Consider the following 18,505-nt stretch of genomic DNA (forward strand, 5'->3'; position numbering starts at 1 on the left):
TCCGGCCGGGCCCTTTCGAAATGCGCAGCGTGTGCGTTCGTCAGATCAGGAAATCGTCCAGCGACTTGCCTTGGGCCAGCGCGTCCTTGATCCAGGCCGGCTGACGGCCGCGTCCGGTCCAGGTCGCGCGGGGATCTTCCGGGTTGCGGTATTTCGGGGGAGACTTGCTCCCTTTCTTTTCCGCTTTCACGATATCGTCCAGCGAGAAACCGTGTTCGCGGGCGGCCTTTTCGGCGGCGGCGCGGGCTTCGGCCTTGCGCCGGGTTTCGAGCGAGGCAAGAGCCTTGTCGATATCCTTCTTCAGCGATTCCAATTCCTCGCGGGACATCTTTTCAAGATCGATGGCCATTTTCTGTCCTATCACTCCGAGATACTAATCGGATCGTTAGGACATGTTTTTGTCCATTCCAAGGAAAATCGTGCCGCGACGTCACGCGCAGCGCAATTTCGCCGATAATTGCCCGATTTTATTATTCCGCGGCTATCCTATCTGGATCGGCCAGAGTTACGATATCCGCCATGATTGTATTCATGCGGAAATCCTTGGGCGTGTAGACCCGCGCCACCCCCGCGGCCAGAAGCGTTTGCGCATCGGATTCGGGGATGATTCCGCCCACCACGATCGGGATTTCCCGGTGGCCGGATTGTTGCATCAGCCGCAGGATCTCGGTGACCAATGGCACGTGGCTGCCCGACAGGATCGACAGGCCCAGGACGTGGGGCCGTTCCTCGTCCACGCGGGCGACGATTTCGGCAGGGGTCAGGCGGATCCCTTCATAGCTGATCGCCATGCCGCAATCGCGGGCCCGGGCGGCGATCTGCTCGGCACCATTGGAATGGCCGTCGAGGCCGGGCTTGCCCATCATGAACTTCAGGCGCTGGCCCAGCCGCGTCGACACCATGTCGACGCGCTCGCGGATATCGTCGAGGTTCTGGACCCGGTTGGAAGGCGCGGCCGACACGCCGGTTGGCCCGCGATACTGGCCGAAGGCGGCGCGCACCATGTCGCCCCATTCGCCGGTCGTGGCGCCCGCCTTGGCCGCGGCGATCGACGGCGGCATGATGTTGGTGCCCTCGCGCGCGGCACGACGGAGATCCTTCAACGCGGCGCGCACGGCGGTCTCGTCCCGGGACGCGCGCCAGGTGTTCAGCCGCGCGATCTGGTCGGCCTCGGCGTCCTTGTCGGCAACCATGATCGCGTCGGGACCCGAGGTCAGCGGCGACGGCTCGCCCGTCTCGTAGCGGTTCACGCCGATCACGGTCGTCTCGCCGCCCTCGATGCCGGCGATCCGCTCGGCGTTCGATTCCACCAGCCGCGACTTCATGTAGTCGATGGCACCCACCGCGCCGCCCATGGAGTCGATGGTCGAAAGCTCGGCGCGGGCACCGTCCTTCAGGTCGGCCACCTTGCGCTCGACGGCCGGATTGCCGTCGAACAGGTCGTCGTATTCCAGGAGGTCGGTCTCGAACGCCATGATCTGCTGCATCCGCAGGGACCATTGCTGGTCCCAGGGGCGCGGCAGGCCCAAAGCCTCGTTCCAGGCGGGCAGCTGCACGGCGCGGGCGCGGGCCTTCTTCGAAAGCGTGACGGCCAGCATCTCGATCAGGATGCGGTAGACGTTGTTCTCGGGCTGCTGCTCGGTCAGGCCAAGGCTGTTGACCTGCACGCCGTAGCGAAAGCGGCGATAGCGCTCGTCCTCGACGCCGTAGCGGTCGCGGCAGATCTCGTCCCACAGGTCGGTGAAGGCCCGCATCTTGCACATCTCGGTCACGAACCGGATGCCCGCGTTCACGAAGAAGCTGATGCGCCCGACCATGGCCGGGAAATCCTCGGGGGCGACCTTGCCCTTCAGGTCGTCCAGCACCGCCGTGGCGGTGGCCAGCGCGAAGGCCAGTTCCTGCTCGGGCGTCGCGCCGGCCTCTTGCAGGTGGTAGGAACACACGTTCATCGGGTTCCACTTCGGCAGATGCTCGCGCGTGTAGGCCGCGACATCGGTGATCATCCGCAGGGACGGCTGCGGCGGGCAGATATAGGTGCCCCGGCTCAGGTATTCCTTGATGATGTCGTTCTGCACGGTGCCCTGAAGCTTCGAGACATCGGCACCCTGTTCCTCGGCCACCGCGATATAAAGCGCCAGAAGCCAGGGCGCCGTCGCGTTGATGGTCATCGAGGTGTTCATCTGCTCCAGCGGGATCTGGTCGAACAGCGCGCGCATGTCGCCCAGATGCGCCACCGGCACGCCGACCTTGCCGACCTCGCCCGCCGACAGCTCGTGGTCGCTGTCGTATCCCGTCTGCGTGGGCAGATCGAACGCGACCGACAGGCCGGTCTGTCCCTTCGCGAGGTTGCCGCGATAAAGCGCGTTCGACGCGGCGGCGGTGGAGTGGCCGGCGTAGGTGCGGAAAAGCCAGGGCTTGTCTTTGGTCATGGCGCGGTCCTTGGCGTAATAATATTGCTTCGCCAGGCTTTAGACGGAAATAAAATGCCGTTGTCAACGGGAATGCCGCGCCGCGGCGGTACGGTCGCTGCACGCGCCGCATTTACCAGGGCGCGCTTTGTTGCCATGGTCGCCGCCATGTTCGGAACCATTACGCTTCCATTATGGCTGTTCTGGCTGATCCTGCTGTTCGCGGCGGTCACCTTCGCCAGCCATTTCTTCATCCCGCCAGTGCGCTGGTTCCTGCGCCGCCGGATGGAGCGGGCGGTGGCCGAGCTGAACAAGCGGCTCGAACGGCCGATCCAGCCTTTCAAGCTGGCCCGACGGCACGACATGATCCAGCGGCTGATCTACGACCCGCAGGTGATCGCGGCGGTGGCCCACCACGCCCGCGAAACCGGCGTGCGCGAGGACGTGGCATTCTCCGAGGCCAAGCGCTACGCGCGGGAAATCGTGCCCAGCTTTTCCGCCTCGGCCTATTTCACCTTCGCGATCCGCGCGGCGCGATTCCTCAGCCGACAGCTGTTCCACGTCCGGCTGGTGCGGATCGACAACGACGCGCTGGCCGGCATCGACCCCGAGGCCACGGTGGTCTTCGTGATGAACCACCGGTCGAACATGGATTACGTGCTGGTCACTTACCTTGCGGCCGAGCGCTCGGCGCTCAGCTACGCGGTGGGGGAATGGGCGCAGGTCTGGCCGCTCAGCCGCCTCCTGCGGGCCATGGGCGCCTACTTCATCCGCCGCCGCTCGCGCAACACGCTCTATCGCCGTGTCCTGGCGCGCTATGTGCAACTGGCGATCGAGAACGGTGTGACCCAAGCCATATTTCCCGAGGGCGGCCTGAGCCTGGACGGCCGCGTGGGCGACGCCAAGCTGGGGCTGCTCAGCTACATCGTGCAGGGCGTTGACCTGTCGAAGCGGGATGTCGTCTTTATCCCGGTGTCGCTGAACTACGACCGGGTGATCGAGGATCGCATCCTGATCGAGGCCGGGCGCACGGGCAATCGGCGCTTCCGCGGCTCATTTCTTACGGGAACGGCCTTCGCGCTGCGCTGGCTGTGGCGCCGGGTGACGCTGCGGGCGCGGCGGTTCGGCTATGCCGCCGTCAGCTTCGGGCGGCCGGTCTCCCTGAAAGAGTTGCGGGCTACCGACCGGGGCGAGGTCACGGCCGTGGCGACCCACCTTATGAACCGCATCCGCGAGAACGTGCCGATCCTTCCGGTGCCCATGGTGGCCGCCGCGCTGCTGGACGGGGCGCGGTCCCACGACGCGGTGCGCGACTGGATCTCGGGCCGGGTGCCGGCCTGGATCGACGCGGCCTATCCCGTGCATCTGCGGCGCGGCAGCATCGAGCGCACAACCGATGCCGGCATCGACATGCTCAAGCTGCGCCGGCTGGTCGAGGAGCGTGAGGACGGCACGCTGATCCTGGCCGAAAAGTCCGACCGCGTCCTTCAGTTCTACGCGGCATCCGCGCCCCTGATCGATGCTGCGCTGCAGGAGCCTGAGCCCGCCGAAACTGCCGTCGGGTCATAAAATTACAAAAACACCTTGGTGGTAGTTGCATTATTTCGGCTTTCCGCCTACTTCGTTCCGGGAATGCCGCTGCAGCGCGGCGACAACTGGAAGGAATCAGCGCATGTCCGGGGATGTCGACACCATGACGCGGCCGTCCGAGGCCAAATCTCTTTACGCCGTGGGCGAGATGCCCCCCCTGGGCCACGTGCCCGAGAAGATGCATGCCTGGGCCATCCGGCGTGACCGCCAGGGCGAGCCCGAGCAGGCGTTCCAGCTTGAAGTCGTGGACGTGCCCAAGCCCGACAGCCACGAGGTGCTGGTCCTCGTGATGGCGGCCGGGGTGAACTACAACGGGATCTGGGCCGGTCTCGGCATCCCCATCTCGATGTTCGACGTTCACAAGGCCGATTACCACATCGCTGGATCCGACGCCGCGGGCGTGGTCTGGGCCGTCGGCGACAAGGTCAAGAACTGGAAGGTGGGCGACGAGGTCGTTATCCACTGCAATCAGGACGACGGCGACGACGAGGAATGCAACGGCGGCGATCCCATGTTCTCGCCCAGCCAGCGGATCTGGGGCTACGAGACGCCGGACGGCTCGTTCGCGCAATTCACCTGCGTGCAGGCCCAGCAGCTGATGCCGCGGCCCAAGCACCTGACCTGGGAAGAGTCGGCCTGCTACACCCTGACGCTGGCCACCGCCTACCGGATGCTGTTCGGCCACCACCCGCACGAGCTGAAGCCCGGCCAGAACGTGCTGGTCTGGGGCGCCTCGGGCGGCCTCGGCTCCTATGCCATCCAGCTGATCAACACCGCAGGTGCGAACGCCATCGCGGTGATCTCGGAAGAGGACAAGCGCGATTTCGTCATGGGGCTGGGCGCAAAGGGCGTCATCAACCGCAAGGATTTCGATTGCTGGGGGCAGCTGCCCAAGGTCGGCACCGACGAGTACAAGGCGTGGTTCGCCGAGGCGCGCAAGTTCGGCAAGGCGATCTGGGACATCACCGGCAAGGGCGTGAATGTCGACATGGTCTTCGAACACCCGGGCGAGGCGACGTTCCCGATCTCGACCTTCGTGGTCAAGCAGGGCGGCATGGTCGTCATCTGCGCCGGCACCACGGGCTATAACCTGACCATGGACGCGCGTTATGTCTGGATGCACCAGAAGCGCATCCAGGGCAGCCATTTCGCCCACCTCAAGCAGGCCGCGTCGGCCAACAAGCTGATGGTCGAGCGGCGGCTGGATCCCTGCATGTCCGAGGTGTTCCCCTGGGCCGAGATCCCGGCCGCGCACACCAAGATGCGCAAGAACCAGCACAAGCCCGGCAACATGGCCGTCCTGGTGCAGGCGCCCAAGACCGGCCTGCGCACGATCGAGGACGTGATCGAAGCCGGCCCGACCGGAGTTTGATTCAGCGGGCGGGAGCGGACGAAAGGGTCCGGTCCCGCCCACGCGTCTTCGACAGCGTTGCGAAGGGGCCCTGCGCCCAGATCGCCGCTGGGCATCCCGCGCCCGCGCCATTATGAGGGGGCGATGTCCGTTCCCGCCCATGTCCTGTCCCAAGACCAGCAGACCGCCCGCGACCGGGTGTCCGAGTTGCTGGCCGGTGCCGGGATCGACCTGGACACGGGCGGCACCCGCCCGCTGACCGACGGCAAATCGGCGATCATGGCGATCACCGGCAAGGCCGGGTCGGGCAAGACGCTGCTTCTGGCGCAGCTCTACGCCGCGCTGAAAGAGGCCGGGGTCGACGTGATCTCGGGCGATTACGAGTCGCGGCGCCGCAAGGACCGCCGCACGCTGGCGATCCTCGCACCGACCAACAAGGCCGCGTCGGTGCTGCGCACGCGCGGCGTGCCGGCCACAACGATCCACCGCATCCTCTACACCCCGGTCTACGATCCCGAATACGAGCGGATCGCCGAATGGCTGTCGGGGCAGGGCGACCGGCCCACGATCGAGGGACTGGAGGAGATCATGCTGGACCGGGCCCACGCTTTCTTCCAGCAGCACAACTCGATCCCAGGGGCGCTGGCGGCGGCGGGGCTGCGCGGATCGGACTTCATCACCGGCTGGAAACGCCGGGAAGAGCTGCTGGATATCGGCATGGTCGACGAGTCGTCGATGCTGGACAAGAAGCAGTTCGAGGACCTGCAGGAGATCTTTCCGACGCTCATCCTGTTCGGCGACCCGGCGCAGCTGGCCCCGGTGCAGCAGTCGGGCAGCATGGTCTTCGACGACCTGCCCGCGCCGCGCATCGCCAACCTCAACCGTGTGCACCGCCAGGACGCCGACAACCCGATCCTGGACCTCGCCCACGCGCTGGCCGATCCCGACCTGGGGTTCGAGCAGTTCGAGCGCATGGTCGAGGACGCATCGCGCAAGGACGACCGCGTGGTCATGGGAAGCCGGGTCGAGGCGGCGCTGATGGCCCGCAGCCCCGTGCTGGTCTGGCGCAACGCCACGCGCGTCCGCCTGATCCACGCCTTCCGCACCGCCTATTCCGCGCCGACCGACCAGCTTCTGCCGGGCGAGCCGCTGATCTGCGATGGGATCGAGCTGCCGCTGAAGCACCGCAAGAAACGCATCGACCTCGAGGCGCGGGGCCTCATCAAGGGCGCTCAGGTGATCTATCGCGGGGCCGGATCGCGGCCCGGCTTTTCCAAGCTGCACGTCGTGGGCGCGCCCGACCCGCAGGTGAACGTAGCCTCCATCGTGAAGATCGAGATGCCCGGCGAGGACGAGCCGTTCATCCCCTTCGCCGCGCGCATGGGCGCGACCTTCCTGCACGGCGCGGCGGTGACGATCCACAAGTCGCAGGGCTCGCAATGGCCCGACGTGCAGGTCTTCGCCCCCGATCTCTACGCCGCCGCGCGCGTCGGGCGGATGGAGGCGGGCGTGCCGCTGTGGAAGCGGCTCGCCTACGTGGCGATCACCCGCGCGGAAGAGCGGCTGTTCTGGGTCATGCGCAACCGTCTCGGCCGTCCGACCGAGCCGCTGGGCATCGACGACCTGAAAACGCCCGCTGCGGCCCTGGAGCTCGACGGCGAAGACGCGCCCGAGACGCCCTAAACCCCGGTTATAGGGCCGCTGAGAAGCGGCTTTCGGCACCGCTCTGCAACTGCGGTGCAATGGCGCCGTGCGCGATCAGAGCGCAGGTCATGGGGGGCCGGGACGCTGGTCGTTCCGCGCCACAGCCACAACGCATCGAAAGAGACATCCCATGTTCACGAAAACCCTCACCACCCTTCTTCTGGCCGGCACCATGGCCGGGGCGGCCTTCGCCAGCTCCGACGTCAAGCTGAGCGATGACACGACCGCCCAGATCCGCCAGATCCTGGCCGAGCAAGGCTACGAGGTCGGGAAGATCAAGATCGAGGACGGCCTGTACGAGGCCTACGCCCGCAAGGACGGCCACAAATACGAGGTCTTTCTCGACGCCGATCTCGCGGTGGTCCGCACCGAGAACGACGACTGACAGCCGGGCCGCCGGGATCCGCTCCGGCGGCCAGCTTCATCTCGGTCAAGAGGGAGATGACACCATGAACCGTATTCAGGTCTGGGACCCGGCGGTCCGCGTCTTTCACTGGTCCCTTGTCCTCGCGTTCGCCGCCAACGCGCTGGTCATCGACGACGACAGCAAGCTGCATCAATGGGTGGGCTATTTCGTCGTGGGGCTGCTGCTGCTGCGCGTCCTCTGGGGCTTCGTCGGCAGCCGCTACGCCCGCTTCGCCAGCTTTCCGCCCAGCGTGTCCGGTGCCCGGCAGCAGGCGGCGGACATGCTCTCGGGGCGGCGCGACGCCCATGCGGGTCACACGCCGCTGGGCGCTTTGATGATCTACAACCTGTTGCTGGCGCTGCTGGTGGTGGGCGTCTCGGGCTGGCTGATGACCACCGATGCCTTCTGGGGCGTCGAATGGCCCGAGGAGCTGCACGAGATCGCCGTGAGCTGGACCGAGATCTCGGTGATGGTTCACATCCTGGCGGTGCTTTACGAAAGCCATCGCACGGGCGTGAACCTGCCGGGCGCCATGGTCCGGGGTTACAAGGACATGCCGCCGGGATAATCTGGCACCCATGATCCGCCTTGTCCCCGACACGCGATTGCCGGCCGGTCTGACCGCCATGATGGCGGTGCAGGCCGGCTGTGTCGTGTTCTTCCTCGGCGATCTGGTGGCAGACGCGCGCGCGCAGCTGGGCACGGAGGGCGCCAGCTTTCACCTGAGCATCGAGGCGGTCGCGACCTTCGCCCTGCTGGCGGCCATCGGTTTCGAGGCCCGGTATCTGCGCGACCTGATGCGCAGCAAGGCGCGGCTGGAGCGGAACCTGCAAATCGCCAGCGCCGCCGTGCACGAGGTGATCGAGGCGCATTTCACCCGCTGGAAGCTGTCACCGTCCGAGACGGACGTTGCGACCTTCCTGGTCAAGGGTTTCGAGATCGCGGAAATCGCCCGGATCCGCGGCTGTGCCGAGGGCACGGTCAAGGCGCATCTGAACGCGATCTACCGCAAGTCCGGCACCCACAATCGCGGGCAGTTGCTGAGCCTTTTGATCGACAGCCTCATGGCGGGCCCGACCGATGGCGCGCCGCACACGGAAGGTCATGTCGCCGCGCAGTAGCGGCCCATCGCCCTCAGCTTTGCAGGTAGCGGAACATGGCCGACGCGCCCCAGCCCGCGGCGATGGCGATGGCGAGAGACATCAGCCCGTAGATCAGGGCATTTTCGTGGGCCAGCGTGTAGAGAAAGCGCTCCAGCCCCACCTTGGCCACGTCGATCGTGGCGGCGTATTCGGCGACCACGGCGCCCTCACGCGTGAGGAAAATGCGCGAGGTATAGTCGCCCTCGACCAGGTTCGCGGGCAGCTCGACCCGGGTTTTGAACAGCGTCTGGTCGCTGACCTCGACCGCGCCGATGTTCAGCTGGTAAAGTTCCTGCCGCTCGCGGATGCGCACCAGCGCGTCGGTGAAGGCGGACGCGTCCTGCACGTCCATGGGCGCGCCCACGGACCGGATCGCCTGTCGCACGGTGATCCGGTGGCGCAGGTCGGACGTGTTGCTCAGCACGTCGTCCAGGGGCCCCGAGGTGTTCACGGCATAGAAGCTGGGCGCGTGGTCGATCTCGACCGCGGCCGAGTTCACCCAGATGATCGCCTGCTTGTCCTTGCGGCGCACGGTGAGCGGCCTTTGCGGCCCCTCGACCGTGACGATCATGCCCAGCTGTCCCTCGGGAATGGGGGCCTGCCGTTTCACCGCGCCGAAGATCAGGATCTCGGAGCCGTCGAAGCTGGACGAAATGGCGATGCGGTTCTGCGACAAGCCCGCCACCAGGTCTTCGGCCTTGGCGGGCAGGGCGAGCGCCAGCAGGAAGATCAGCGCCCGGATCAATGGCCCGCCGTCCCGATGGAATACAGCTCGGCCGGTTCGATCAGCAGGTCCAGCGCCAGCTTGCCGCAGACCAGCAGGACCATCACCGCCAGCAGGATGCGCAACTGCTCGGCCTTCAGGTACACGCCGATACGCGCGCCCACCTGCGCGCCCACCACGCCGCCCACCAGCAGCAGCACCGCCAGGATCATGTCGACGGTGTAGTTCGTGGTGGCGTGCAGAAGCGTGGTGAAGGCCGTCACGAAGATGATCTGGAACAGCGACGTGCCGACCACGACCTTGGTGGGCATCCCCAGCAGGTAGATCATCGCCGGCACCATGATGAACCCGCCGCCCACGCCCATGATCGCGCTCAGCACGCCAACGAAGACACCGACCAGCGCGGGCGGGATGACCGAGATGTACAGCCCCGATGTGCGGAACTTCATCTTGAAGGGCAGGGCGTGGATCCAGGTGTGGTGCTTGCGCTTGGGCGCCTTGCCCTTGCGGGTGTTGCGGATGGTGTTCAGCGACTCGATGAACATCAGCCCGCCGATCGCGCCCAGGAAGATCACGTAGCTGAGCTTCACCAGCAGGTCGACCTGGCCCATGGACCGCAGGATGTTGAACACCCAGACCCCCAGGGCCGATCCTATGAGACCGCCCACCAGAAGGACCGTGCCCATCCTCAGGTCCACGGTCTTGCGTCGCAGATGCGCGAGGACAGCCGAGAAGGACGAGGCCACGATCTGGTTCGCCTCGGTCGCCACGGCCACGGCGGGGGGAATGCCGATGAAGAACAGCAGCGGCGTCATCAGGAACCCGCCGCCCACACCGAACATGCCGGACAGCACACCCACCAAGCCGCCCAGCCCGAGGAGCAGGAAGGCATTGACCGACACCTCGGCGATGGGAAGGTAGATCTGCATGGAAAGCCTCGGTGGGGCCGTTATCCCTTCAAAGCATTGCCGATGCGAAAAATCCAGAGCGTCGGACGCGATAAATCACAGGCGCGACAGGAAGCTGCGCAGGATTTTCTCCAGTTTCGCGGCGCCGAGGGGGGCCATTTCCTTGGTGTGTTCGTGGCCGATCTTCTCGGCCGACAGGCCCGCCGCCATGTTGGTGATCGCGCTGATCGCCGCGACCCGCAGCCCCAGGAAGCGTGCGAGGATCACCTCGGGCACGGTGGACATGCCCACCGCATCCGCACCCAGGATCCGCAGGGCCCGGATCTCGGCGGGCGTTTCGAAACTGGGACCGGAGTACCAGGCATAGACGCCTTCGTGCAGATGCGTGTCGGTCTCCTTGGCCGCGTCGCGCAGCGCCGCGCGCCAGTCGGGATCGTGGGCATCGGTCATCGGCACGAATCGCGCGTCGGTCGGCTCGCCGATCAGCGGGTTCAGGCCCGAGAAATTGATGTGGTCGTTCAGCAGCATGGCGCTGCCCGTGGGCATCTCGGGGTCGAGCGATCCGGCCGCGTTGGTGGCGATCAGCCCCTCGGCCCCCAGCGCCTTCAGCACCTCGAGCGGCAGGCGCATGGCCGACGGGTCGCCCTTCTCGTAGTAATGCGCGCGCCCGCCCAGCACGGCGATGCGCTGGCCCTCCAATTCGCCCACCACCAGCTTGGGGTTGTGGCCCGACACGCCCGCGTGCGGAAAGCCCGGCAGCTGGTCGTAGGGGATGGCGACGCCGTCCACCTGCTCGGCCAGATGGCCCAGCCCCGAGCCCAGGATCAGGCCCAGCCGCACGGGCGCGTCGCCCGCCCGGTCGCGGATGAAACGGGCGAGGTCGTCTGCGGCGCGGGACATCTCAGCGCTCCTTCACGTAGGGTTGCCCACCGGCGCGGGGCGGGACGGCCTTGCCGACGAAGCCCGCCAGGATCACCACGGTGAGGATATAGGGCAGGGCCAGGACGAAGGCATTGGGGATCTCGAACAGCACGAGGTCGATCGACGAATAGCGGTTGGAAATGGCCTGAAGCAGACCGAAGAGCAGGCACGCCCCCAGAGCGTACCACGGCCGCCATTTGGCGAAGATCAGCGCGGCCAGCGCGATGTAGCCGCGCCCGGCGCTCATGTTCTGGGTGAAGCTCGCGGCCAGCCCGGTGGCGAGGAAGCTGCCCGACAGCCCGCACAGCACGCCGCAGATCGCCACGGCGGCGTAGCGCAGCCGCACGACGTTGACGCCGGCCGTGTCCACCGCGCCGGGGTTTTCGCCCACCGCGCGAAGGCGCAGGCCGAAGCGGGTGCGGAACAGGACGTACCAGGTCAGCGGCACGGTCAGCAGGCCCACATAGACAAGGATAGTGTGACCCGACAGCGCATCGGCGTAAAGCGGGCCGATGAAGGGCACGCCCGACAGCGCCTCGGCGAAGGGGAGTTCGATCGGCGAGAAGCGCGCGCCCCCCGACAGTTGCGGCGTGCGCCCGCCCTGCGAGAACCAGTCCTGCGCGATCAGCACCGTCATGCCCGCCGCGAGGAAGTTGATCGCCACGCCCGAGATCAGCTGGTCGCCCCGGAAGGTGATCGAGGCCAGCCCGTGGATCATCGAGAACACCATCGAGGACGCGATGCCGGCCAGGAGCCCCAGCCAGACCGACCCGGTCAGCGCGGCGACGGCGGCCGAGAAGAAGGCCGAGATCAGGATTTTTCCTTCGAGCCCGATGTCGAAGACGCCCGCCCGCTCGGAGAACAGCCCGGCGAGGCAGGCGAACAGCAGCGGCGTCGCCAGCCGGATCGACGAATCGAGGATCTGGATCAGGTCGAGATAGTTCATTCCGCGGGCACTCCGGGTTTGTCGGGTTGGCGCCGGAAGCGCAGGAAGGCCTTCTCGAGCGGGCTGCGCACCATGCCGTCCAGCGCGCCGGTGAACAGGATGACCAGCGCCTGGATCACCACGATCATCTCGCGCGGGATCGAGGTTTCGAACTCCAGCTCGGCGCCCCCCTGGTACAGCGCGCCGAACAGGACCGCGGCGATGAATACGCCCACCGGGTGCGAGCGCCCCATGAGCGCCACGGCGATGCCCACGAAGCCCGCGCCCAGCACGTTGTCCTGCAACAGCCGCTCCTGCTCGCCCATCACGGCATTGATGGCCATGAGGCCGGCCAGGGCGCCCGAGATCAGCATCGTGATCATGGTGATCCGCACCGGGTTGATGCCGGCATAGACGGCGGCCTTGTCGGAGTGGCCGAAGGCGCGGATTTCGTATCCCAGCCGGGTGCGCCACAGCAGAAGCCACAGGCCCCAACAGGCCAGCAGGGCCACGATGAAGCTGACATTCATCGGCGTGCGGGCGAAGTCGATGCCGATGGCCCCCAACACCTCGCGCGCTGTCGGCAGGTGCGAACCCTCGACGAAACGGGCGGATTCGGGCGCCATGCCCGGCGCCTTCAGCGCGCTCACCAGCAGGTAGACCAGCAGCGCCGAGGCGATGAAGTTGAACATGATCGTGGTGATGACAATGTGGCTGCCCCGCGTCGCCTGCAGGTAGGCGGGTATGGCGGCCCAGGCCGCGCCGAAAAGGCCACCGCCGAGGATCGCCACCGGCAACGCGATCAGCCAGTGCGGCCACGGCACCATCAGGCAGACCAGCGCGACGCCCAGGCTGCCCAGCTGAGCCTGGCCTTCACCGCCGATGTTGAAAAGCCGCGCGTGGAAGGCGATGGCGACGGCCAGGCCCGTGAAGATGAAATTGGTGGCGTAGAACAGCGTGTAGCCCCAGCCATAGGTCGAGCCCACGGCGCCGTTCACCATGATCGCCAGCGCCTCGAACGGGTCCTGGCCGATCAGCGCGACCACGAGGCCCGAGACGATCAGGGCGAGGATCAGGTTGATCAACGGGATCAGGGCCACGTCGGCCCACTTGGGAAGCTTGTCCATCAGCCGGCCTTTCCAGTGGCGTGGGCGAGGTTTTCCTCGATCTCGTCGACCGAGTGGTCCTTGTCGGTATCCGTGATCCCGGCCATGAGCAGGCCAAGCTCGCGCTCGTCGGTTTCGGACGGCAGGCGCTCGCCCATGATACGACCGTCGAAAATGACGGCGATACGGTCACTTAGCGACAAGATCTCATCCAGTTCCACCGACACCAGCAGCACCGCTTTCCCGGCATCGCGCAGGGCGACGATCTGCTCGTGGATGAACTCGATCGCGCCGATATCGACGCCGCGCGTGGGCTGGCCCACCAAGAGCAGGTCGGGATTGCGCTCGAGCTCGCGGGCGATGACGATCTTCTGCTGGTTCCCGCCCGAGAAATTCTTGGCCTTCAGCCAGCAATTGGCAGGCCGCACGTCGAACTTGGCGATCTTGGCCTCGGCGTCCTCGCGGATGGCGTCGTTGTTCATCATCGCGCCGCGCTGGTAGCGCGCGTCGTCGTGATATCCGAAGGCCACGTTCTCCCAGGCAAAGAAGTCCATGATCAGGCCTTCTTCCTGCCGGTCCTCGGGGACGTGGGCGATGCCGCGGCGGCGCCGGGTGCGGGCGTCGGATTCGGCGCCGGTCAGGTCCAGCTCCTGCCCGTTGACCGTGACGCGGCCCTTGCCGGGGCGCATGCCGCCCAGGACCTCGAGCAGTTCGGACTGCCCGTTCCCGGCCACGCCGCAGATGCCAAGGATCTCGCCACGCTTGACGTTTAGCGATATTCCCCGCAGCCGTTCGACGCCCGAGCCGTCCACGACTTGCAGATTTTCAACATTCAGCACGGTTTCGCCCGGCGTGGCGGCCTGCTTGTCCACGCGCAGCAGGACCTCGCGGCCCACCATCAGTTCGGCCAGTTCCTGCGGCGTGGTCTCGGCGGTCTTCACCGTGGCCGTCATCTCACCCCGGCGCATGACGCTGACCGTGTCGGTGGTCTCCATGATCTCGCGCAGCTTGTGGGTGATCAGGATGATCGTCTTGCCCTCGCGCTTGAGCCCTTCGAGAATGCGGAACAGGTGATCGGCCTCGGCGGGGGTCAGCACGCCGGTGGGTTCGTCCAGAATCAGGATGTCGGCCCGGCGATAGAGCGCCTTCAGGATCTCGACCCGCTGCTGCATGCCCACGCCCAGATCCTCGATCTTGGCGTCGGGGTCGACATGCAGTTCGTATTCCTCGGACAGCTGCTTCAGCAGGGTGCGCGCCTTGGACAGCGAGCCCTTCAGGAGCGCACCATCCTCGGCGCCCAGCACGATGTTTTCCAGCACGGTGAAGTTCTGCACCAGCTTGAAATGCTGGAACACCATGCCGATGCCCGCGCGGATGGCGGCCTGGCTGTCGGGAATCTCGGTCCGCTCGCCGCGGATGAAGATCTCGCCCGTGTCGGCCTTGTAGAAGCCGTAAAGGATCGACATCAGCGTGGATTTGCCCGCGCCGTTCTCGCCGATGATGCCGTGGATGGTGCCGGGCATCACGCGGATCGCGATGTCCTTGTTGGCCTGCACGGGGCCGAAGGACTTCGAGATGCCCTTGAGTTCGATGGCCGGTGCCGTCATGGAGCCCACCCTTCGGGGATCTAGTAAAACGGCCCCCGCGCGGGGTCGCGCGGGGGCCGGTGTCGTCAGGTCGCGATCAGAACGTCAGCGCGGGGCAGCTGTCGTCGCTGGTGTAATCGTGGACTTCCAGCTCGCCCGACACGATGGCGGCGCGCGCTTCTTCCACGGCGGCCATCATTTCCTCGGTGACGAGGTCCTCGTTGAACTCGTCCATGGCGACGCCGACGCCGTCGTTGGACAGGTCCTTGACCACGATGCCGGTCTGCAGCTCGCCCTCGGCGGCGGCGGTGAAGGCGTCGTAAACGGCGTTGTCCACGCGCTTGACCATCGAGGTCAGCATGTTGCCCGGGTGCAGGTAGTTCTGGTTGCTGTCCACGCCGATGGCCAGCTCGCCCTCGTCGGCGGCGGCCTGCAGCACGCCCACGCCGGTACCGCCGGCGGCGGCGAAGACCACGTCAGAACCCTGGCTGATCTGCGAGCGGGTCAGCTCGCCGCCTTTTACCGGGTCGTTCCACGCGGCGGGGGTGGTGCCGGTCATGTTGGCGATCACTTCCACGTCGGGGTTCGCCGCCTTGGCGCCCTGGGCATAGCCGCAGGCGAACTTGCGGATCAGCGGAACGTCCATGCCGCCCACGAAGGAAACGGTGCCCGTCTCGGAGGCCATGGCGGCCATCATCCCCACGAGGTAGCTGCCCTGGTGCTCGGCGAAGACGATGGATTGCACGTTGGGCTGGTCCACCACCATGTCGACGATCACGAAGTTGGTCTCGGGGTAGTCGGGGGCCACCTGTTCCAGCGTCGAGCCGTTGGCGAAGCCCAGGACCACGACCGGGTTCGCGCCACGGTCGGCCATGCGGCGCATGGTCTGCTCGCGCTGCGCTTCCGAAGCGAGCTCGGTCTCGAGGTAGTCGGCGCCGTCGTTGTCCTCGACCCAGCGCTGCGCGCCGTTATAGGCGGATTCGTTGAACGACTTGTCGAACTTGCCGCCCAGGTCGATGATGAGGCCCGGCTCGGCCATGGCAGCGCCGGCGGCCAGCGCCGAGGCGGCGACTGCACCCAGAAGGGTTTTCATGGTGGTCATTGGGGGTGTCTCCCTTGTGTTGTTCTTTGGCCAAGGGCTTTGGCGCCCATGGCCCGGGGTCGCCCGAGGGCGCCCGCGACAGCCGCGATTAAGGGCCGTGCGGACCCGAGAATCAAGACGGGATTGTGGATGAATCGCCGCGCGACGGGGCACCTGCCGTGGATTGAGGCAGATGACGTTTCGTCATGGGACCAGATCCCGGCCCAGCACCAGCGCATCCACCGACCCCGCGGCGGGATCGCGGTAGTAGCCACGGCGCAGGCCCAGTTGCTCATAGCCCATGGCGTCGTAAAGCGCCCGGGCCGCCGCGTTGGTCTCGGCCACCTCGAGAAAGACGCGCGTTGCACCGTATGCGCGCACGTCATCGTGAAACGCGTCGAGACAGGCGCGGCCCAGGCCCTTGCGGCGGTGGTCGGGATCGGTGGCGATGGTCAGCAGCTCGGCCTCGTCCAGCACGACGCGCCCCAGGGCGAAAGCATGGTCCCGTGTGACCAGGACGGCCCCCGGCTGGGCCAGCAGGTCGCGGAACCCGTCGGCCGGGAAGGGCGGCGGCACGGTGATGGCGCGGGCGTGGAGCCGGGCCAGGTCCTCGGGCGTCATGCGACCGGGGGCTGGGCGCGGGCGGGGGCGGCGTCGGGCGGGCGCACGTAAAGCGGCGCGGGCCGTTCGGGCGCGGTGTCGCCGCCCATGTGCCGCCGCTCGGCGATCTCGCAGATGCGCGGCGCGATGGCGTCGAGGTCGGTTTCCAGCGCGGGCAGGCCCAGGGCGGGGCCGACGTGCAGCGCCAGCGGGCCGACCGCCTGCATCCCGGCGCCCGTCGCCAGGTCGCCTGGCGGATCGGAAGGGTCGATCAGGCGGGCAGGGCCGTCCGGGGCGCCGTCGCGATAGGCGCGCACGTGGGCCATGTCGCGCGGCGCGGGCAGGCAGACCAGCGCATCGCCCGAGGTGGCCGACAGCGCGACGTCGAAGCTGGACACGCCATGGCAGGGGCGGTCGAGGCCCAGGGCAAGCCCCCGTGCCGCCGCGACGCCCACGCGCAGGCCGGTGAAGTTGCCGGGACCGATCCCCACTGCCAGCGCATCAAGGTCGCCCCAGCAAAGGCCCGCCTGCGACAGCAGCTCTTCCAGCATCGGGATCAGCCGTTCGGCCTGTCCCCGCGCCATGTCTTCCTGTGCCAGCGCCACGAGCGACCCGCCCGAACGCAAAGCGGCCGCGCAGTGCGCGGCCGATGTGTCGAAGGCAAGAAGCGTCGGTGCGTCAGGCAACCGGCCGCACCTCGATGACCTCGGGGATGTAGTGGCGCAGCAGGTTCTCGATCCCCATCTTCAGCGTCAGGGTCGAGGACGGGCAGCCGGCGCAGGCGCCCTGCATGTGCAGGTAGACGACGCCACGCTCGAACCCGTGGAAGGTGATGTCGCCGCCGTCCTGCGCCACGGCCGGCCGCACGCGGGTGTCCAGCAGTTCCTTGATCTGGACGACGATCTCACCGTCGGGGCCTTCGTGGTCGGCATGGCCGCCCGACTGGTCGGCGCCGCCCGCCATGACCGGCTGACCGGACTGGAAATGCTCCATGATGGCACCCAGGATCGCGGGCTTGATATGGTCCCACTCGGTCCCGTCCTGCTTGGTCACGGTGACGAAGTCGTTACCCAGGAACACGCCCGTGGTTCCGTCGACGGCGAAGATGCGCGTCGCCAGCGGCGAGGTGTCGGCGGTTTCGGCCGAGGGAAAGTCGGCCGTGCCGGTCTCGAGCACGGTCTGGCCGGGCAGGAACTTCAGCGTGGCGGGGTTGGGCGTGGATTCGGTCTGGATGAACATTGCGGCGTCTTCCTTACTGCTGCACCCGATATGCGGAATGGCGCCCGCCATGTCAAGGACTCTAGAACCGTTCTAAAGTAGCCCCAGCTGCCGCGCGCCCATGAGGATGGCCAGCAAAATGGGCTGGTGCAACAGGTAGATCACCAGCGAATGCCGCCCCATGCGGGCCAGCAGGTCCGAGGCGACCGGGCCGCGGGGCAGGGGGGCGATCCGCGCCACCAAGAGCCCCGCCAGCGTGGCGGCGAACCAGGGGAAGACCGGCTCGTAATCCAGGGCGAACCAGCGGGTCGGCGACAGCCCGAGCGGGTAGAGCGCGGGGTGCGAGAAGACATCCGAGGTCAGGAGATGCGGCGCGGCCAGCGTCAGCAGGGCGGCCAGCGCCACGAGCCAGCCGGGCGCGAACAGGAACGGCAGCGCCAGCACCGAGAAGACGGCGATGGCGTGCAGGATGCCGAACCACACCGCCGCGCCCATGGCGTAATGCGTGGCGAGCGTGACCGCGGCGGCGGCCAGCATCAGTTGCCCCAGCCGCCGCAGAAACCCGCGCCAGCGGACACCGCGCCCGTGGGCCAGTTGCAGCGACACGCCCGCCAGCGCGATGAAGCTCCCGGCGATGGACATGGCGAACAGCCGCCAGCCCGGCGCGCCGCCCACGTCCCATTGGGTAACGCCCAGCATGTCCAGGTCGTAGCTGAAGTGGAAGACGACCATCGCAACCAGCGCGATGCCCCGCGCCCGGTCGATCCAGGCCACGCGCGCGGCCGGACGGGCGCCGGCCTCCACCGTGCCGTGCGGGCGGTCGCCTGCGCTCATT

The 18,505-nt window shown here is 67.1% G+C and carries 19 protein-coding genes; 6 read left to right on the forward strand and 13 right to left on the reverse strand.

Annotated elements, in window-relative coordinates; genetic code table 11:
- Positions 1-40: 40 nt before the first annotated feature.
- Positions 41-349, reverse strand: a complete 309-nt coding sequence (locus tag BUB76_RS10455; protein ID WP_073128731.1) for an H-NS histone family protein — start codon at positions 347-349, stop codon at positions 41-43.
- 121 nt (positions 350-470) lie between these two features.
- Positions 471-2,429 (reverse strand): methylmalonyl-CoA mutase family protein, encoded by a 1,959-nt coding sequence (locus tag BUB76_RS10460; RefSeq protein ID WP_073128732.1) that lies wholly within the window; start codon positions 2,427-2,429, stop codon positions 471-473.
- Positions 2,430-2,576: 147 nt separating this feature from the next.
- Between BUB76_RS10460 and BUB76_RS10465 the strand changes: the two genes are divergently transcribed.
- From BUB76_RS10465 to BUB76_RS10490, 6 genes are all read left to right on the forward strand, one after another.
- The gene (locus BUB76_RS10465; RefSeq protein ID WP_073128817.1) at positions 2,577-3,977 is read left to right on the forward strand and encodes a 1-acyl-sn-glycerol-3-phosphate acyltransferase; all 1,401 of its coding nucleotides are present in this window, start codon (positions 2,577-2,579) and stop codon (positions 3,975-3,977) included.
- Between the two features lie 103 nt (positions 3,978-4,080).
- Positions 4,081-5,370 (forward strand): crotonyl-CoA carboxylase/reductase, encoded by a 1,290-nt coding sequence (gene ccrA / locus BUB76_RS10470; protein WP_073128733.1) that lies wholly within the window; start codon positions 4,081-4,083, stop codon positions 5,368-5,370.
- A gap of 123 nt (positions 5,371-5,493) precedes the next feature.
- Positions 5,494-7,032, forward strand: coding sequence for an ATP-dependent DNA helicase (locus BUB76_RS10475; protein ID WP_073128734.1), 1,539 nt, complete (start codon positions 5,494-5,496; stop codon positions 7,030-7,032).
- Between the two features lie 151 nt (positions 7,033-7,183).
- The gene (locus BUB76_RS10480) at positions 7,184-7,438 is read left to right on the forward strand and encodes a PepSY domain-containing protein (protein WP_073128735.1); all 255 of its coding nucleotides are present in this window, start codon (positions 7,184-7,186) and stop codon (positions 7,436-7,438) included.
- Positions 7,439-7,502: 64 nt separating this feature from the next.
- Positions 7,503-8,027, forward strand: coding sequence for a cytochrome b/b6 domain-containing protein (locus BUB76_RS10485; protein ID WP_073128736.1), 525 nt, complete (start codon positions 7,503-7,505; stop codon positions 8,025-8,027).
- Between the two features lie 10 nt (positions 8,028-8,037).
- Positions 8,038-8,580: a helix-turn-helix transcriptional regulator gene (locus BUB76_RS10490; protein ID WP_073128737.1), complete on the forward strand. Its 543-nt coding sequence runs from the start codon at positions 8,038-8,040 to the stop codon at positions 8,578-8,580.
- 13 nt (positions 8,581-8,593) lie between these two features.
- On the opposite strand, the gene BUB76_RS10495 is transcribed toward BUB76_RS10490, so the two are convergent.
- The 11 genes from BUB76_RS10495 to BUB76_RS10545 all read right to left on the reverse strand — a co-directional run bounded on the left by BUB76_RS10495 (position 8,594) and on the right by BUB76_RS10545 (position 18,504).
- Positions 8,594-9,346 carry a TIGR02186 family protein gene (locus BUB76_RS10495; protein WP_073128738.1) on the reverse strand — a complete coding sequence of 251 codons (753 nt, stop codon included), beginning with the start codon at positions 9,344-9,346 and terminating at the stop codon, positions 8,594-8,596.
- Positions 9,343-10,254, reverse strand: coding sequence for a sulfite exporter TauE/SafE family protein (locus tag BUB76_RS10500; RefSeq protein WP_073128739.1), 912 nt, complete (start codon positions 10,252-10,254; stop codon positions 9,343-9,345). The genes BUB76_RS10495 and BUB76_RS10500 overlap by 4 nt, the downstream gene beginning before the upstream one ends.
- Positions 10,255-10,329: 75 nt before the next feature.
- Entirely contained in the window at positions 10,330-11,133 is an 804-nt protein-coding gene (locus tag BUB76_RS10505; RefSeq protein ID WP_073128740.1) for a purine-nucleoside phosphorylase, read from the reverse strand.
- 1 nt (position 11,134) lies between these two features.
- Entirely contained in the window at positions 11,135-12,100 is a 966-nt protein-coding gene (locus BUB76_RS10510; protein ID WP_073128741.1) for an ABC transporter permease, read from the reverse strand.
- On the reverse strand, positions 12,097-13,206 hold the full coding sequence (locus BUB76_RS10515) for an ABC transporter permease (protein WP_073128742.1): 1,110 nt from the start codon (positions 13,204-13,206) through the stop codon (positions 12,097-12,099). The genes BUB76_RS10510 and BUB76_RS10515 overlap by 4 nt, the downstream gene beginning before the upstream one ends.
- A complete protein-coding gene (locus BUB76_RS10520; protein WP_073128743.1) occupies positions 13,206-14,792 on the reverse strand; it encodes an ABC transporter ATP-binding protein in 1,587 nt (528 codons plus the stop codon). The genes BUB76_RS10515 and BUB76_RS10520 overlap by 1 nt, the downstream gene beginning before the upstream one ends.
- 76 nt (positions 14,793-14,868) lie before the next feature.
- Entirely contained in the window at positions 14,869-15,873 is a 1,005-nt protein-coding gene (locus BUB76_RS10525) for a BMP family lipoprotein (RefSeq protein ID WP_073128744.1), read from the reverse strand.
- A gap of 183 nt (positions 15,874-16,056) precedes the next feature.
- Positions 16,057-16,473: a GNAT family N-acetyltransferase gene (locus BUB76_RS10530; protein ID WP_073128745.1), complete on the reverse strand. Its 417-nt coding sequence runs from the start codon at positions 16,471-16,473 to the stop codon at positions 16,057-16,059.
- A complete protein-coding gene (tsaB, locus tag BUB76_RS10535) occupies positions 16,470-17,138 on the reverse strand; it encodes a tRNA (adenosine(37)-N6)-threonylcarbamoyltransferase complex dimerization subunit type 1 TsaB (protein ID WP_073128746.1) in 669 nt (222 codons plus the stop codon). The genes BUB76_RS10530 and tsaB overlap by 4 nt, the downstream gene beginning before the upstream one ends.
- The gene (locus BUB76_RS10540; RefSeq protein WP_073128747.1) at positions 17,131-17,691 is read right to left on the reverse strand and encodes a NifU family protein; all 561 of its coding nucleotides are present in this window, start codon (positions 17,689-17,691) and stop codon (positions 17,131-17,133) included. The genes tsaB and BUB76_RS10540 overlap by 8 nt, the downstream gene beginning before the upstream one ends.
- A 72-nt stretch (positions 17,692-17,763) precedes the next feature.
- Positions 17,764-18,504 (reverse strand): heparan-alpha-glucosaminide N-acetyltransferase, encoded by a 741-nt coding sequence (locus BUB76_RS10545; protein WP_073128748.1) that lies wholly within the window; start codon positions 18,502-18,504, stop codon positions 17,764-17,766.
- Position 18,505 lies beyond the last annotated feature (1 nt).

This window comes from Palleronia salina (assembly GCF_900141995.1).
Lineage (GTDB): Bacteria > Pseudomonadota > Alphaproteobacteria > Rhodobacterales > Rhodobacteraceae > Palleronia > Palleronia salina.